Source organism: Dyadobacter sp. (assembly GCF_017744695.1).
Lineage (GTDB): Bacteria > Bacteroidota > Bacteroidia > Cytophagales > Spirosomataceae > Dyadobacter.
Genome location: NZ_JAGIAS010000006.1, coordinates 90,407 through 107,433 on the forward strand (window position 1 = coordinate 90,407; position 17,027 = coordinate 107,433).

11 protein-coding genes are annotated in these 17,027 nt (G+C 52.3%); 2 read left to right on the forward strand and 9 right to left on the reverse strand.

Features of this window, described 5'->3' with window-relative positions; all coding sequences use genetic code 11:
* The first annotated feature begins 116 nt into the window (after window positions 1-116).
* Window positions 117-1,517, forward strand: coding sequence for a S8 family peptidase (locus J7619_RS21075; protein WP_291203285.1), 1,401 nt, complete (start codon window positions 117-119; stop codon window positions 1,515-1,517).
* Window positions 1,518-1,616: 99 nt separating this feature from the next.
* On the opposite strand, the gene J7619_RS21080 is transcribed toward J7619_RS21075, so the two are convergent.
* Together J7619_RS21080 and J7619_RS21085 are read right to left on the reverse strand one after the other, a co-directional pair.
* A complete protein-coding gene (locus J7619_RS21080; RefSeq protein ID WP_291203288.1) occupies window positions 1,617-2,015 on the reverse strand; it encodes a type II toxin-antitoxin system VapC family toxin in 399 nt (132 codons plus the stop codon).
* On the reverse strand, window positions 2,012-2,257 hold the full coding sequence (locus tag J7619_RS21085; protein ID WP_291203290.1) for a hypothetical protein: 246 nt from the start codon (window positions 2,255-2,257) through the stop codon (window positions 2,012-2,014). The genes J7619_RS21080 and J7619_RS21085 overlap by 4 nt, the downstream gene beginning before the upstream one ends.
* Before the next feature lie 424 nt (window positions 2,258-2,681).
* Here J7619_RS21085 and J7619_RS21090 point away from each other — a divergent pair, with 424 nt between their 5' ends.
* Window positions 2,682-2,933 (forward strand): hypothetical protein, encoded by a 252-nt coding sequence (locus J7619_RS21090; protein WP_291203293.1) that lies wholly within the window; start codon window positions 2,682-2,684, stop codon window positions 2,931-2,933.
* 403 nt (window positions 2,934-3,336) lie between these two features.
* Here the strand turns inward: J7619_RS21090 and J7619_RS21095 are convergent, their stop codons facing one another.
* The 7 genes from J7619_RS21095 to J7619_RS21125 form a co-directional block, all read right to left on the reverse strand.
* Complete coding sequence (locus J7619_RS21095) at window positions 3,337-4,905, reverse strand: glycoside hydrolase (RefSeq protein WP_291203296.1); 1,569 nt, start codon at window positions 4,903-4,905, stop codon at window positions 3,337-3,339.
* Between the two features lie 25 nt (window positions 4,906-4,930).
* The gene (locus J7619_RS21100; protein WP_291203299.1) at window positions 4,931-6,088 is read right to left on the reverse strand and encodes an NRAMP family divalent metal transporter; all 1,158 of its coding nucleotides are present in this window, start codon (window positions 6,086-6,088) and stop codon (window positions 4,931-4,933) included.
* Between the two features lie 6 nt (window positions 6,089-6,094).
* Window positions 6,095-9,856, reverse strand: coding sequence for a hydantoinase B/oxoprolinase family protein (locus J7619_RS21105; RefSeq protein ID WP_291203302.1), 3,762 nt, complete (start codon window positions 9,854-9,856; stop codon window positions 6,095-6,097).
* Between the two features lie 323 nt (window positions 9,857-10,179).
* Window positions 10,180-11,052 carry an AraC family transcriptional regulator gene (locus tag J7619_RS21110; protein WP_291203305.1) on the reverse strand — a complete coding sequence of 291 codons (873 nt, stop codon included), beginning with the start codon at window positions 11,050-11,052 and terminating at the stop codon, window positions 10,180-10,182.
* 187 nt (window positions 11,053-11,239) lie between these two features.
* Window positions 11,240-11,929, reverse strand: a complete 690-nt coding sequence (locus J7619_RS21115; RefSeq protein ID WP_291203308.1) for a DUF3823 domain-containing protein — start codon at window positions 11,927-11,929, stop codon at window positions 11,240-11,242.
* An 11-nt stretch (window positions 11,930-11,940) separates the two neighbouring features.
* Window positions 11,941-13,788, reverse strand: a complete 1,848-nt coding sequence (locus tag J7619_RS21120; RefSeq protein ID WP_291203312.1) for a RagB/SusD family nutrient uptake outer membrane protein — start codon at window positions 13,786-13,788, stop codon at window positions 11,941-11,943.
* Window positions 13,789-13,797: 9 nt separating this feature from the next.
* Window positions 13,798-16,989 (reverse strand): TonB-dependent receptor, encoded by a 3,192-nt coding sequence (locus J7619_RS21125; protein WP_291203315.1) that lies wholly within the window; start codon window positions 16,987-16,989, stop codon window positions 13,798-13,800.
* Between the last annotated feature and the right edge of the window lie 38 nt (window positions 16,990-17,027).

The following is a 17,027-nucleotide window of genomic DNA, read 5'->3' on the forward strand; positions in this document are numbered from 1 at the left end:
CTTTTGGGTTGCGCAAATTTTTTTGCAATTTATTTTGAATCGTTTGTACAGAAGGCTTTACCGGACGATAATTTTTGTGCACATTGAATGCTCATCGCACCTTAAAAATTTGAACTATGAAAAGAATGTACAACTTGCTGTCAGCCAGATTGTTGGTTGCTGCCTCGGTAGCTGCTTTCACATTGGCTGGCTGTCAGGAAACCACCGTTGAAAATCAGCTGTCTTCGCCTTCCGAAACTTCCGACAACCCGCTGAGAACAAGTGCTGAAAGTGAATTTGTGGAAGGGGAACTGTTGATCCAGTTCAAAGAAGGCGCTTCGGCAGCCGCTAAACAAAAGGCTTTTGATAAAGTTAAGGGCCAACCCATAGAAAAAATCCTGACAAAAGCGATGGAGCGCGCCGGCAGGAAAGAGGGACTGGCCCTGGTGAAGGTTAATAAAAATGTTCTGGAAGCCATTGCGGAGCTGAATGGTGCCGAGGGAGTGGAATTCGCCGAACCTAATTACGTGTATTACCACACGGCAGTTTCGACTGATCCCTATTTCACCAATGGATCACTTTGGGGCATGTACGGGCCGACGACGAGCCCGGCCAGCACATTCGGTAGCAATGCGGCGGCGGCCTGGGCGGCCGGAAATACCGGTCTTGCTTCGGTATATGTCGGTGTAATCGACGAGGGCATTCAACTCACGCACCCGGACCTTGCAGGGCAGGTTTGGGTGAACCCAGCCGATCCCACGGACGGTGTCGATAACGACGGCAACGGCCTTGTAGACGATACCAACGGATGGGATTTTGCCAATAACGATGCCTCCATTTACGACGGTGGAACCAAAGGCACACTCGACGACCACGGTACGCACGTGTCGGGCACCATTGGCGGCAAGGCAAATGGGCAAGGCGTCGTTGGCGTAAATTGGAACGTGAGGCTTATTTCGGCGAAATTTCTAGGTCGTCGCGGCGGCACCACCGCCAATGCAGTGAAGGCCGTGGACTATCTTACCAACCTGAAAAACCGGGGTATCAATATCGTTGCCAGCAACAATTCATGGGGCGGCGGAGGCTATTCACAGGCCTTGTACGACGCCATTGCGCGTGCCAACAACGCGGGAATCATGTTCATTGCCGCGGCCGGCAACTCCGGGACCAACAACGACGTTACCGCGAGCTATCCATCCAACTACAATCTTCCAAACGTGATTGCAGTAGCCGCCATCGATAAAAACGGCGCTTTGGCCAGCTTCTCGCAATACGGAGCCACCACCGTCGACATCGGCGCACCCGGCGTTGCCATTAACTCCACCACCGCCTATAACACCTATTCATCCTATAATGGCACCTCCATGGCCACCCCGCACGTGACGGGCGCCGTGGCCTTGTACGCATCCACGCACCCGGGTGCATCCGTCGCGCAGATCCGCAACGCGATCCTTTCCAGCGCCGTGCCTACGCCTTCGCTGGCGGGTAAGACGGTTACCGGAGGAAGGCTGGATGTGAATGCGGCTTTGAGTAAGTAGGTTTCTAATGTTTTGAAGAAGGAGAATGGCGTTGGGCCGTTCTCCTTCTTTATTATTGGTGGTGCAACTAACAGCTGCTGTGGCCGTGATCGAGAGAAGCTAAGCTGTCCAATTTTCGAGCATAATCTCATTGATTTTTTGAAGATGCCGGGTATTATTGGTGACCATAGTTAGTTGATGTTTAACGGCGGTAACGCCAATAAAAAGATCGAAGTCGTCGAGCGGTGTGCCGATTCTCTGTAACCGGGCCTTCTCTTTGGCAAATAAATCTATGGAATCAAAAATGGGCAATATTTGCACACCTTTCAGAAAATCATTCAAGGCTCTAAGATTCTGTTCCGGGCGTTCGCTCTTCTCGACGCCAAATTTCAGTTCCGCCAGCGTGATCTCGGAAATATAGCATTGCTCGGGAGTAACTTTATCGAAACGTCGTTGGAGATCAAACTTGCCTTTCATGAAATAAATGGCAATGTCGGTGTCGATCAGGTACTCTTTCAAAACGGTTCTATCTGGCGGGTTGAAACTCGGCTGTTACGAATATCCTCTATAATTTCATCGGCGGATTTATCGGATACAAACGCCCCGAAAGCTTTGCGGAAGAACGATCTTCTTTTGTGAGAAGTCACTTCATCTGTCTCGCCCAGCCTGGCTATCAGCGCGAGTCTGTCATCAGCGCTCAGGTTGCTCAGAAGCGAGGCATATGCGTCCACGATGGTTGTGTTTCTTTTTGCTGGTTTCATCTTACTTTAAATTTACAAAAAAATGCCCATATGTACACTAAGAGGGATATCCCTCGACGACCTGAGGTCGACCTTCATGCACCGCAGGCATTTTCAAAGTTTGGAATGCAAAGATAATTCCTCCGAAAGCGTCATATTACCTTGCTTGATAAGCGAAACCAGCCGGTTATTCATTTCTCCATTTCCACGCGTGATTTGGCTTTGTAATTAAGGGCAGGGAGCGTAAGTTTATCCCGTCCAATCCTTAGTAAAGTTTAGTGCTATCGCATCCAGTCGCGGCCATATTTGGCCATGTAGAGATGTGGACAGCAAAGAACGGTGTCGCAACTACCGAACCGGAGTAGGCACCGTTGACTTTACTTGGGTTGGACAACGGCAAGTGCGGCACCGTTTTTTGCTGCATTCCATCATCAACCCGATCGATATGCACACTGATTTTCATCAACAGCGCCGTGACAAAGCGGCATTCAAATTATTGAAAGACTTTTTGAACGACGACGTGGACCTCGTGGAGTTGGAGCATGTTCTCAACGACATGCTTCTTCACTATTTGAGACCCGCCCACGAATGGAACATCTCACGCGAACACGTGGTGTACGCGATTGACAACAGCGAGATTTTGATGCGGTTACTGCGGAAGATGCGGGAGTTTGGGAGGAAGGAGGAGATGATTTGAATATACTACCAACCCTTTGGAACACCTACCGCCTTTAACGTGGCATTAGCTTTCTCAGCCTTTTTTACAAAAAGGGGATCGTTGGCATACCTATCCGCGAGATTTGGGTCGCTTTTAAAGCCTCTGGGAGGTTTTTTGCTTTGTGCTGTGGTTGTCATAACTACTAATTTATCAAATTTTTGTCTTCGCACAAGCTTGACAAGACGGATGCGCAACGAGGAGGCTCCTTTGGAGCCGCGACCTTTCGATAAATATGACACTACAAACAGGTAACCACCCTGTGGTTTTGAGCAAATAGTTTTGCAAGAATATTTTCAAATGCCGCAGAGCGGCAAACTGTTTATAGGACGCAATGGCTCTAACACGTCGCCCAGCTCCGGAGGAGCTTCCTATTTGATACGGGCTATTTCTTTAGCACGACGGTCACCATCCCCCGCGCAGGCACATTCACCCCACCTTTCAAGCTCCCAACCTTCCCCTGCCGCATATCAACCCCCTTCTCCCCGGTAGTCAAATAAACCTCCCCACTCTTCACCTTAAACCCACTAATCTCCGGCTTCAAATCCCGTTCTTCATTCGAATAGTTAATCGCGACCAATACGATTTCTTTCTCGCTTGCATAGGCCGAAACCATCAAATCCTGCGCTATTTGCGTCGGAGTCAGGCCGTCATTGCGCATAATGTTCAGGCGGTGCATGCCGGGGCGGATGAAGCGGCTGTAATGGCCCAACGCCCAGAGGTTTTTCGTGGCGGTGATGGTGCCGTTGGTGTATTCTTTATTGGCGGGGTTGAGGGCGATGAGGTAGTAGCGTGTGTCGAAATCGGGGTTGCCGGGTTCCCAGCTGTTCCAGAGCTGCCAGGCGGCGGCGTGGCCGTAAACGAGGTCGTCGTGGATGACTTTGGAGAGGAACAGGGCGCAGTCGATAGCGGGGATGCGGCCGGCTTTGCCTTCGCGGTAACCGTCGGCGAGCATGGAGTATTCGGTTTGCCAGAAGGTGGTACCGTATTTGGCGGCGGTGTCGGCTACGTGGCGACGGATGGCAATGCGGGCGCTGTCACCCTTGTCGGTGAAGTAGCTGTGCCCGCCGATAAGGGCCGGAAGGTGTTTCAGGTTGGTTAAGGAAAGCTTGCTTTTCGGGTTGAAAAAAGCCTGCGTTTGTTGGTTAGCGTTACCGGTTTTGGTGTACAGGTAATCGAGCTGGGCGGCTTCGGTCAGGAGGATTTTGGAGGTGGAGCCGGTAGCTGTCAATGCGCTGTCGAGGGATTTGGCTACGTGCGCGATCTCGTCGTTGCGCCAGCGGCTGCCTTCCTGTTTGGCGCCCTGGCCGGGAGCATGGTACCAGTCCCATTGTGGTTCGTTCACCGGACTGATGTAATTGAAATGCAAACCCTCCCTATCGAAATGCTTCAAAACGGTTGCCAGAAAGCCCGCATAGTCGCTATAATGTTCTGGTTTGAGGTTAGAGACGTAATCTTTCGTTGTTTTATAGCCCCGGCCGTTCTTCGTGAACTGTACCGGTGGGGTGTTCGAGAATGCGATCAGGTTTTCGACGCCGTACTCCTTAGCTTTTTTGGTAAACCATATATAACCCGCCTGTTTCGACCAGTCATAAGTACCGTCGGGCCGTAGGAAGCATTCCACGCGTTTGCGGGAGTCGGTAATGCCGCTGCTGTCGCCCTGCTCGGCGGTGCCACCGCCAATGTTGAAACGCCAGGCGGAAAGTCCGATGCCTTTCGGGTTACCATTTGCATCAAATTCCTTGCTGAAAAGCCATTCGGCCATTTGCTCCCGGTTTTGAGTGGGCCAGTTTTTAGCGATTCCTTCGGTAAACCAGGCACCCGCAGCACCGAAGTTGTCGATCTTTTGCGCTTTGTTTTGGGTATTGATTTTAATGACCAGCTCCCGCGGTTTCTGGGCGTAAGCGACGAGTACTGTAAGTGATAAGAGTGCCAGGTAAAGTATTTTCTTCATTGTTAAGGGATTAGCATCTTTAAGTTTAGAATATATTAAAACCCATGGCCAGCAGGATCAGCACGACGGCCCATCCGGCGGCTTGGAGCAATACGGAATGTTTGTAACTGCCCATTAACCGCTGTTTCCGGCTCGCAACAAGCAAAATGGCGAGCGCAATCGGCAGTACGAATCCATTTAATGTTCCCACAAAAACCAGCACTTTCACAGGCCGGCCGACCAGCAAGAAAATGACAGTTGAAATGAGGATAAAAACAATGGTTATATAGGATTGGCAGCGCTCGATCAAAGGATGGAATGACCGCAAAAACGAAATGGAAGTATAAGCCGCGCCAACGACCGAAGTAATGGCCGCAGCCCAGATCATGAGCCCGAAAAGCTGCTTGCCGAATGTGCCAGCGGCATTTTCGAACACCGAGGCGGCCGGGTTTTCCGGATTAATGCTTGCTCCGGCAAGGATAATGCCCAACGTGGCCAGAAAGAGAAGATAGCGGATCAATGCCGTGATGAGAATGCCAGTGGAGGCACCCCGGTTCACTTCTTTCAATGCATTTTCTCCCCGCACGCCCGAGTCGAGCAGGCGGTGCGCGCCTGCGAAGGATATGTACCCGCCCACAGTCCCGCCTACGAGCGTGAGGGTAGCGACGGCGTCGAATTTTTCGGGGAAAAAGGTGTGCTGAATAGCGCTGCCTAATGGCGGGTGCGAAGTAAAAGCGACGTAGAGAATGAGGGCTATCATGACAAATCCCAGGAGCTTAGCAAAACTGTCCATGGCTTTACCGGCTTCTTTGAAGAGAAAGATGCCGATGGCGATGGCCGCGCTGAGGATGGCGCCGGTTTGCACGCTGACGCCCGTCATGGCTTCGATGCCGAGCCCCGCGCCAGCTACATTGCCGATGTTGAAGGCCAGTCCGCCGGCTACGATGAGGAATGCGAGCAGGTAGCCAAGGCCGGGGAAAAGGTCGTTGGCGAGATCCTGGGCGCGTTTGCCTGAGACCGTGATGATCTGCCAGATGTTGAACTGGACGGCGAGGTCGATCAATATCGATAGCAGGATGATAAAGCCAAAGCTGGTGGCCAGCTTTTCGGTGAAAACCGTTGTTTGGGTCAGGAAGCCGGGGCCTACCGCGGAGGTAGCCATCAGGAACGCGGCGCCTAGCAGGGCGTTTTTGTTTTTTGACATGTTTATTTAAATCTCATATCCACCACCACCAGGAGTCTCAATAGTCAAAACATCCCCCGCATCCACTTTCAGACTACAAATCCCAGGCAATTCATTCGAAATACCATTTGAAAAAAGCATATGCCGTCCGCAAAGCCCGTCGCTACCGCCAGCCATTCCATACGGCGCATACCGCCGGTGCTGCCCGAGCAAGGTTACCTGCAACGGCGCCAGGAATTCCAGCTTTCGCACGATACCATCCCCGCCGTGCCAGCGCCCGGCGCCACCCGAGCCGCGACGAACGCCAAATTCCAGCAGCCGTACCGGATACTTCCTTTCCAGTTGCTCGGGATCGGTAATGCGCGTGTTGGTCATGTGCTGATGCACCGCCGAGCGGCCATGAAAGCCGTTACCCGCGCCCACGCCGCCGCCGATCGTTTCGTAATAGCCAAATTGTTCATTGCCAAAAAGGAAGTTGTTCATCGTCCCCTGGCTGCAAGCCGCGAGGCCCAATGCTTTCAGCAAAGTATCGACGAGCCGCTGGCTCACCTCCGTATTTCCTCCAACGACCGCGGGGCATTGCCACGGATCGTCCGAGAACCTGGGATGCAGGAAACTGTTTTCAGGCAGTTTGATCTCCACATCCTGCATTAAGCCGTCGTTTAAAGGAATCTCCTTGTCCACCAAAAGCCTCAGTACATACAAAACAGCACTGTACAGAATGGAGATATTGGCATTCAGGTTATTCGGATGTACGTCCGACGTTCCGGTAAAGTCAAATAGCTGCTTATTATCGGATATGCTGATTTTTACAGCTATCCGATAATTGTCGTCCATAGATTCCGAAGCTTCAAAAACCTGCCCTTGTAGCGGTAGCAATGCATTCCGGAGCTGGGATACGGCGGTTTGTTTGAGCATTGTCATATACTTCCGCACCGTCTCCAGTCCGTGGTTTTCCACCAGTTTCAATAGCTGCGCGCTGCCTTTTTTCAATGCGGATAATGCTGCGATAATATCCGCCTCGTTGGAGAGGAATGACCGGGTAGGATAGGGCCCGCTCGTAAACAATTCCCGCAGCGCGTCCCATTGAAATTCCCCCGCCTTTACCAGGTATTGCGGCACGATCACCACGCCTTCTTCGGCCAGGCAGGTAGCATCAGGCGGCATGGAGCCGGGGGTTTTACCGCCGATTTCCGCGTGATGCGCGCGGTTGATCACATAGCCTACACAAGTTTTATCCTCGGTAAACACCGCGGCGATCAACGTAATGTCCGGCAAATGCGAGCCGCCGTATTGCGGATGGTTGGTAATCACCACGTCACCCGGGCCGATCGCGATGGCTTCGCGCACGAGGCGCCCGCATATGCCCATGCTACCCAGGTGAACGGGTATGTGCTGCGCGTTCACGAGGAGTTCGCCGTCGGCGTCGAGCAATGCGCAGGAGAAATCGAGGCGCTCTTTGACATTCACCGAAAATGCTGTGCGCTGTAACTGTACCCCCATTTCATCGGCAATAGCTTTGAAACGGTTGGTGAAAAGCTGCAATGCAACCTCCTCGCTTTGTTGAGCGGCATTGATTTCGGCAGTTCGCGTACGCCACGCCACGGCATCCAATCCGGGCTGGATCACCAGTTTCCAGCCTTTGGGTAAATACATGGTGGAAGTATTGTTGAGGAGAATGGCTGGCCCATCCAGCTGATCGCCGGGTTGGAGATTGTCCCATTCGAAAACAGCCATTCCGGAATGGTTTAAATCTGTTAGAAATGGCTTGCTATATGTTGATGGCAGTGCTTTTCGGCCATTTTCGAAAACAGACAGGGATTCAGCGTTCCGGCTTTGCTCCTGCATTTTGAGCTTAATGCTTTCCAGTTCTACCTTCGTATTGACCGGAAAATAACCGAACTGAGCCCGATAGGCTTCTTCAAATGCATGGAGCGTCTTTTCGCCCTGGTAAGGCATTTCAATTGTATTTTCCTGACCCGCAAATCGCAGGTAAACATTACAGAAAACGGTTTCAAAAGCATTAATGCCCTGTTCACGCAAAATCTCAGCCGCTTGATTAGCCAAAATATCCTGCCATTCAACGAGCTTGTCCGCTGCATCGGCCCAGGACAGTAAAAGCTGTTTGGAGACAATGGTGCTGATGAGCGCCTCGCCAATGCCCGCTGCGCTGAAAAGTCCGCCGTCGTAAGGCAGCAGCACGGTGTCCATATCGAGCAATTCCGCAAGCTGGCAGGCATGCAAGCCGCCCGCGCCACCAAAGGTTACCAGCGCAAATGCATTGGGATTAATGCCTTTTTCGACGGAAATCTTGCGGATCGCGTCGGCCATTTTTTCATTGGCGATGCTTTCGAGGCCGGTGAGGATTTCGTGGTGGCTCAGCAAGTTGCCGGTTTGGGACTGAATGCCGGCGCGGAGTTCTTCGAGCCGGGCGATGGCCGCTCCGGGGTCGATCGGAATGCTGAATTTCGACGTTTCCAACTTGCCAAGCAGCAGATTCACGTCCGTTACCGTCAATGGACCATCCGCTCCGTAGCAGGCCGGGCCAGGTGACGCGCCAGCACTTTCCGGACCGACTTGCAGTGAAAAACCATCAAACCAGCAAACAGAACCCCCGCCCGCAGCCACGGTTTCGATGGCCAGGGTGGGATTATGGAATTCGATGCCGTCGATTTGGGTAATGTATTTCAGTTCCGGTTGCCCATCAATTAATGCGGTATCGGTGCTGGTGCCGCCCATGTCAAAGGTAATGGCCTTTGAAAAGCCCAGCTTTTGGGCAAAATTGGTGGCTGCGACCATCCCTCCCGCCGGGCCGCTGAGCAAGCTGTCTTTCGCACGGAACCCGCTTACCTCGGAAAGGCTGCCGGTGCTGGTCATTACTTGCAGGCTGCCGCCTGTTAATGCCTGGCGGATATTAGTCAGGTATTGGTCGAGAATAGGGTCGAGGTAGGCATTCACTACCGCTGTTTGTGTCCTGCGTAAATAGTGCGAAAATGGAAACAGATCGGATGATGCGGATACGTATTTTGCGCCTTGTTCGCGGAACCACGAAGCCAGCCGTAACTCATGTTCCGGATTTTGGTAAGAATGCAGCAGCGAAAGAGCAACTGACTTATAATCAGTAGGCCGTTCTTTTGATTTAAAATCAGTTAGATCTAATGCCTCAATCACATTCCCGCCAGCGTCCAGCCGTTCATCGATTTCAATAACGGCGCTGTAAAGTGATTTGGGTTCAGGGATATTGAGTTGAAAAAGCGATGGCCGCTGCTGGTTACCAATGTAGAGTAAATCTTTAAAACCTTTTGTCACGACGAGCAGGGTTTTGGCCCCTTTCCGTTCCAGCAATGCATTGGTGCCCCTGGTGGTACCCAGCCGCATGGCAATAGGTGGAAGCGGTTGATCGAGCGGTGTCCGGGTCAGTAGCCGGGCGGCCAGGATGGGCGCTTCTTCGCCGGTGGTTATTTCAAAATCGACGGGCCGTTCAAAAGGAAGATCGTCGGCTAATGTGATGGTGTGCTGCTGCCAATCAATGCTTGTAATGCGGGTGGGTGCATCGTTACCGTGCAGCCTGAATGTATAGTCTTTGAAAAGATCACCGTCGCGAGGCCAGGATGCTTCGAACCGGTAAATATGAGCTGCGATTTTCGTGGTGATGCGGCCGCGGAGGCAGCTGGAACTGAGTACTTTGATGCGTGTTTTGTTCCCGTCCGGATCAATGGCCAGGCAATCGGTAAAAGTCCCGCCGGTATCGATCCAGATCTGCCAGGTTTGGGTGATCGTATTTTCCAAGTTAAGGGATTTGTGGCAAACGTATAATTGATCCCCAATTTACCCAATTCAATGCATTTCGAGAGATTTGAGGTGTGGTTTTTGGATAATGTGATGCTCGAAAGAGGAGGCTCCGATGGAGCCCGTGGAAATATATGGGTCCCATTCTACTATAAAGCAAGCGGCCGTTCCATGGCCGTTCGGTTTGCAGATAGGCGAACAAGTGTATGATGGCTATTGAATTTGCAGAGGCGTGATCGCAGCGCAGCCTTCTGTCTGTTGGAATCAATGGCATTGCACTACGCCCGGCCCCGGCGGGGCCTCCTGACGCATGCGAACGGTATTTAAATATCCCTGAAACCCTTCTGGTACTCGCCGGGCGACATGCCGGTCGTCTTTTTAAATACCCTGTTGAAATTCGTCACATGGTCGAAGCCGGTTTGGTAGCAGATATCGGAAAAGCTGTCGAACTTACCCGAGAGGATAATTTTGCAGGCTTCGTTAATGCGCACCTCGTTGAGAAAGCTGACGAAGGTTTTGTCGGTGTGCTTTTTGAAATACCGGCAGAATGCCTGGGGCGTGAGGTTGGCGATTTCGGAGATTTCGGCGAGGGAAATGTGGCGTTTGTAGTTGGTGACCAGATACTGGAAAATGCGGTCCATGCGGATACCTTCTACTTCGGAAATGACCTGCTCGCTGTTGCTCGTGGCGAGCGGTTTAAGGTCGCGGGTGGTGGAGAATTGATAAAGTAGTTTGATGAATGCTGCAACCCGCTGGCTTTCTTTATGTTGGATGATCTCCGAGATGATCTTCTGTACTGCTTCCCGCGCTTCTTCCGGGATTTGAAACCCGTTATGAACCCCGTGGACGAATTTCCGGATATTGGCCATTTCCGGCAGGCTCAGGATATTTTGAGATAGATAATTGGGGTCAAAAAAGATAGAAACGGAGTGGATCTGCCTGGGTTCGTCAGGGTTGAAGTAGGACTCGTCGTTCTTGAAAATATGCGACTGGTTGGCCCCGATAATGTAGATGTCGCCCGATTCGAACCGTTGCATGTAGTTCCCCGCGACCAGGATTCCCGAACCTTCGACCACCCATTCGATCTGCACCTCGCGGTGGCGGTGCAAATGCGGGTAGTAATGCGGTAACTTTTCCTCCTGAACGACAATTGTACTTTCGCGGGAAACGGGTATGGTGAATTGTACGACTTTCATAATATTAAATATACACAGGAAGGTTGACTAATGCTTCATGTCGGGGATTGATTTCGGCAGCCCTTTGCACTTATCATAGGAAGCAAATGGGTAGAAATAACCAAACTTTTTGAATTCGTTTGCAAAGAATCCTGGGCGCGACCGATTTGCGCGCCCAGGATGAGTAGTAAGAAAATGAATGGCCTCATTACTTCAACATAATCTTCTGCGGCACCCCGAAAATCATCTCACCGACACCGGAAGTTTTCACGCCTACGCGTGCATAAATGTATTCGCGTGACGCGAGATTGGCTGGAATACTGGCAGCCAGTGTAATCGGTTTCGACAAGTCGGTGATGTTTGCTGCCACTTCCTGCGCATTACCGACGTTATTGCCGGGGTCGACGATCGTGGTGGTGCCGATGTACAGGTTTACCCTTTCGAGTGTACGCCCGGTCGCGACCTGCTGCACATTAAAAGTGGCTGAAACCTTGCCTTCGCCTTTGGAATACGCATCATTTTTAATGATAAAGTAAGGGTTAACCGGCACGTCAATCTCTTTCGAACCGCGCAATTCCACATCGATGGAATCGGTATTGTCCGTCCACGGGCCATTGCCGCGCAGTCTTACGAGCTTGTAGTTACCATCGAAAAGCGAGGCTGAAAATGTGCCGTCCTGGGCGATCATCACCGGTATTTTCGTGAAAAGCTGGTATCCGTGCTGCCACAGTTCGAGCTGGACGCCGTTGGAACGCAGGCCTATCGGTTGACCTTCAAAAACTACTTTTCCCTTCAAAACCGATTTCGGCTCGGTACGGTTATCTTTTTCACACCCCGAAAGGCCGGTCATCAATGCCAGCAGCAGCGTGGGAATGCTTTGTATGATTCTTGATTTCATTGCTTTTCGGATTAATGGAATGGATTGCGGACGATTTTCGGGTTGTTGTCGATCGCGTTTTGCGGGATGAATGAATAGTAATTTGCCATCTGGAAGAATCGCGGGGCACGGAACCGCGGGGCCACGAGCTTGTCGAAGACATATTTGCCGTGGGTAGCATGGCCCGGGCGCACAACGCGATAGGGGTAGAGCGCATAAATCATCGCATCGGGGTTGGCGGAGTTGCCGTTCCAAACCTCGTGCGCGGTGCGCCAGCGCATAAGGTCCCACACGCGGTGATCCTCAAACGCCAGTTCCACACGACGTTCGTTTTGCAGTTTTTCCAGGTTGATCGTTTTGAGGCTGTTCGCGGGGAAGCCGGCACGCTCGCGCAGGGTGTTGGTATATTTCAATGCGTCGGCGGTCTGTCCGAGTTCGAGGGCGGCTTCGGCCGCATTCAGGTAAATTTCCCCGAGGCGGAATCGTACCCACCACATATCACTGCGGATACCGCGCGTGCTGGACATTGCGGTTTGATCCACAAACTTGCGCAGGTAAAATCCGGTATTCGAAACTTCCGTTTGCGAGCGTTGGGGCCCGGAAGCGCCGGTCAGCAGGCCTCCATCCTCGTAGGTAGAGCCCAGCACATTGGATTCGATGGTTTTGAATGCGTTCGTCGCATTGTCCCAAACCTTCACACCTGCCTGGATTTGTACCTCGGTCCCGCGGAATGACGTACCGGGGTAAATAATGGTACCATAGAGCCGCGCGTCCTTGTTCGCGAAAATATCCTGCAACTTGTCGTAGTACACATAATCCGTATTGCCGGCGTTTCGGTTTTTCAGCTCGCCGGAAGTGCCGTCGAGGTATTCATAGTCTTCCACAAGGTTCAGCGACGGGGTAATGGATGACGATGAGAGGTTATCTTCGCGTACATTGCGGGCGATGTTGTCATAGGTGAAACCATGCCGTTTGTCTTTGCTTACCAGGAAGTCCTGCGCCCAGATAACCTCCCGGTTAGCGCTTTTCTTGGTGATGGCTTCATAAAAGTTCACGCCTTTGTCCGGGTTGGCTTTGTAAAGCTCAAAACTGCCGCTGTTAATAATCTCTGCCGATGCCGCCAGCGATTTGGCATAGTAATCCCTGGCACGTGCCGCCGGAATACCCACTTCGCCGCCCGGTGTCGAAATCGGTGAGGCCATCTGATTATTATACTTCGCGATGGAGGCGGCATAGAGCATTGCACGGCTTTTTACAGCCAATGCGGTAAACTTTGTCGCGCGGGTGTTGCTGGTGCCATTGCCGAGCAGATCCTTTACGGCGTCTAGTTCCGAGGCGATGAAGTCGTACACTTCTTCTTCCTTGGCACGGGCATTCTGGAGCGGGGACGGATCACCGCTGAAATCGTAAATGAGCTGCTTGGTGATCAGCGGCACACCACCCATTCGTTTCACGTGCTCGAAATACACATAGGCCCGCAGGAAACGGAGCTCGGCATTGAACTGGGCCTTCTGGCCATCGGAAAGTTTCACGGCGTGGGTTTCGATGCTTTCCAATGCGAGGTTGATATCCCGTATCAGCCCATAATCCCAAAGTGTCCAGCGGGTGGTCGGGTAGTTGATGATGTTGTTACGGCCGTCGTCATTGTTGGACCACATGGCTTCATCATAGGCTGAAAACTCGGCCCAGCCGGTGGTAAGCGACGTATGCGCAGGCAGGCGGTCGTAATAGTTGGCCAGAAGCCCGGTGATCATCTTCGGATCGTTCCAGACCTGTTCTTCGAGAATGATGTTCTGCGGTTTACGTTCGAGCCAGTCGTTGCAGCCGGCGAAAACGAGCATGGAGGCAGAGACAAATATTTTAAGTGATAGTTTTTTCATAACCAGTTTTTAGAAAGTGAGGTTGAAACCTGCATTGAACAAGCGCTGCTGCGGATATACCAATGCATTACCCGATGAGATTTCCGGATCGATCTCGTACTTCTTCACATTGTCGATCGAGAACAGGTTGGAGGCATTTACATAAATGCGCAGTGCGGAAAGGCCCAGTTTTTTCGAGATTTTCTGGTCGAAAGAATAGCCTAGCTCGATGTTGCGCAGGCGGATGTAGCGCACATTGGTGATCCAGAAATCGCTTCCCCTGAAATTCACATGGCTGGTATTGTCCTTACGAATAGCAGGATAGGTGCCCGGGATCCATTTGCTGTTGGGATCGAACGGGTCTTCGCGGTGCCAGCGGTCTTCGAGCATGAAGTGCGGAGAGGTACCGTTGTTCTGGTAAGGGATTTTCAACTCCCAGTTGCGCTGGAAGCTTTGCAGCGAGGCACCTGCGAAGTCGAAAAGCAAGGAGAAGCCTTTGTAGGCCACGCTTCCATTAAAGGCAAAGCTTAGGTACGGGTTGGCTCCTTCCGCATAACCGATTGGACGTTGGTCGAGACCATTGATGATACCGTCCCCATTCACGTCCTTATAAATGAAGTCGCCGGGGAGGTGCGAGCGGTTGCCCTGGCCGTCGTTGTCGATTTTGTAGTTTTCAATCTCTTCCATCGACTGGAACTGGCCGATTACCTGGTAGCCCCAGTTGATATTACCCCAGCGGTCCACGTACGAATCGCGGTATTCATTGTAAGAGTTACCGAAGCGTGGTTTGTAGAAATCCAGGTCGCGGCGGCGTGACAGCGTCGCATTGGCACTCAAAGTATAATCCACTTGTCCCACCGAACTTTTGTAGGTCAAAACCCCTTCCAGGCCGCGATGCGTATCGGAATTCAGGTTTTCGTTGGGCAGGGAATAACCCACTTCCGAAGGCAGCAGTACGTCGTAACGGGCGGCGGGCAGGCCTTTGCGCTTTCTTTCGAAAATATCGAACTGACCCGTCAGTTTCCCGCCCACTAATCCGAAATCGAGACCGATGTTGGTGGAAATGTTGGTGATCCAGGAAAGCGTGGTGATCGGCAAACCTCTCGGGCGAACGCCAATGGTGTAGTTGCCGTCGAAAACAGCGCTGCCTTGTAAAAAGTCGTAACCAGGCAAGTAGCTGAAAGGTGCCACGAGGAACGCGTCGTTGCTGAGGCGGTCGGCGCCGGTGCGGCCATAGGAAGCGCGGAGTTTGAGGCTGCTGAATACATTTTCAAGTTTGCCTTTGAAGAAATTCTCCTCCGAAATACGCCATCCCGCCGAAACCCCGGGGAAGAAACCGTATCGTTTTCCAGGCGCATACAGGAACGACCCGTCATAGCGGCCCACGAGTTCGAGCAGGTATTTTTGTTTGAAATCATAGTTGATGCGGCCCACGTAACCAGCACGCGCTTCGGTGCTCCATTCGTCGATGAGCAAGTCCTGGTTGGCGAATGACATCAGCGGAATGTAGTTATTGGGCGGAACGGTGTGGACAACGAGATAAGTATTCACATTGTCGGAGCGCTCATAGGCGGCTACGGCCGAAATATCGTGGTTGCCGAATGCCTTGGCGTAGCTCAGCTGAAACTGGGCAAACCGGTCGACGATATTGCGTTTCCGGCGTTCGCGCCAGGGGTTCTGGTTACCTCCGCCGGGCACTACATTATAGGTGTCGTTTTTGGCGTCGTAAGTGTAGGCATCATAAGTATATTCGAAGCCGTCAAAGTCGAAGTTGGTGAATGCATAGGAATAGGTCCCTTTCGCTTTCAGGCCGAATTTGAAATCGTACTCCGCGTAAAAGTTACCCTTCACATTCCGCCAGGTTTCGTCAATGTACCCGGTAATGTCCTTTTTATAGGTAGCCGGGTTAACGTTCACATTGTGGGTCTGGTTAATGTATTTCGGATTATCGTTCGCATAAGGACGTTCCGTAGGCCACATCGTGAAAATACTGAGGAACGGGTTGAAGTAGTCATCCAGACCCGGTACGCCCACCTGGAACCGGTTTTCGATCCGGCCGCTGATCTGCGTTCCTACTTTCAGGCCTTTGGTAAGGCTGGCTTCCACGTTGGCCTGAATATTGGTCCGGTTGAAGTTATAGTCGCGGATCAATGCATCCTGGTTGAGGTGGCTGATCGACAGAAAGTAGTTCATCTTCTCGCTGCCGCCCTGCACGCTCGCATTACCGAAGTACTGCGGCACATTCGGACGCATGACCATGTCGTAGTAATCGAAGCTCTGATAGCCTTTTTCGGTACCGACGCGCCATTTTTCCAGCTCTGCCGGGGTAATGGAAGGCGTGCGGCCCTGGTTCACATCCGATTCCACGAGCCCGCGCATATGCTGGTATGCGTTGGCCGGGCGCGGGTAGCGCGTGAAGTTTTGCAAACCATAGTAACCCGACAGGCTGATCTTCGTTCCGTCACCTGCCTTACCTCTTTTGGTAGTTACCAGCACCACCCCGTTCGCGGCACGCAAACCGTACACTGCCGCAGAAGCGTCTTTCAGGATCGATATGCTTTCAATATCGTTCTGGCCGAGGTTGTTGAAACTGCCCGCATCCGACGGCACGCCATCGATGACGAAAAGCGGGGTGCCCATGTTCCGGATTTGAATGGTAGTGGCGGCACCTGGACGGGCATCCGCTTTACGGGCAGTGATACCCTGCACCCGGCCGACCAACGCATCGGAAGTTCCGATCGACGGGGTGCGGATCAGGTCCTTGGCCTGGATGTTGCTCACCGCACCGGTTACCGCTGCCGAAGATTGTGTGCCGTAACCCACCACGACTACTTCCGTGAGTTCTTCACTGTTGGGCAGCAATGTTACCTGGATGTTCGACTGGTTGCCAATTGCGACTTCCTGTGACGAGTAGCCGATGAATGAGAATGAGAGCGTAGTGGCCGTTTCCGCCACATTTAGTGAGAAGGTACCGTCTGCGCCAGTAATGCTGCCGGTGGTGGTGCCTTTCACGACGACGCTTACACCCGGAAGCGGGCTGTTCTTTTCGTCGACGACCTTTCCGGTGATCGTTTTGTCGATCGGTTTCCGGTAGATCACGGCTGGTTCAAAGCGTAATTTCTCTGCCCAAACCTCCTGGGGCGACAGACATCCTGCTGCCAAAAGGGCAAAAAGAGGCCTGCGAAGCCCCAGGAAGGGGTTCCGTCTGTTTTGATTGTTCATTGTTAACCTGGATTAGATGTGAGTAGTTACGATAGCAG

Coding starts and splice junctions, on each gene's coding strand:
- J7619_RS21100 (WP_291203299.1), bottom strand. CDS start 6,088: ATGTCAAAAAACAAAAACGCCCTGCTAGGCGCCGCGTTCCTGATGGCT.
- J7619_RS21125 (WP_291203315.1), bottom strand. CDS start 16,989: ATGAACAATCAAAACAGACGGAACCCCTTCCTGGGGCTTCGCAGGCCT.
- J7619_RS21115 (WP_291203308.1), bottom strand. CDS start 11,929: ATGAAATCAAGAATCATACAAAGCATTCCCACGCTGCTGCTGGCATTG.
- J7619_RS21085 (WP_291203290.1), bottom strand. CDS start 2,257: ATGAAACCAGCAAAAAGAAACACAACCATCGTGGACGCATATGCCTCG.
- J7619_RS21120 (WP_291203312.1), bottom strand. CDS start 13,788: ATGAAAAAACTATCACTTAAAATATTTGTCTCTGCCTCCATGCTCGTT.
- J7619_RS21095 (WP_291203296.1), bottom strand. CDS start 4,905: ATGAAGAAAATACTTTACCTGGCACTCTTATCACTTACAGTACTCGTC.
- J7619_RS21090 (WP_291203293.1), top strand. CDS start 2,682: ATGCACACTGATTTTCATCAACAGCGCCGTGACAAAGCGGCATTCAAA.
- J7619_RS21110 (WP_291203305.1), bottom strand. CDS start 11,052: ATGAAAGTCGTACAATTCACCATACCCGTTTCCCGCGAAAGTACAATT.
- J7619_RS21075 (WP_291203285.1), top strand. CDS start 117: ATGAAAAGAATGTACAACTTGCTGTCAGCCAGATTGTTGGTTGCTGCC.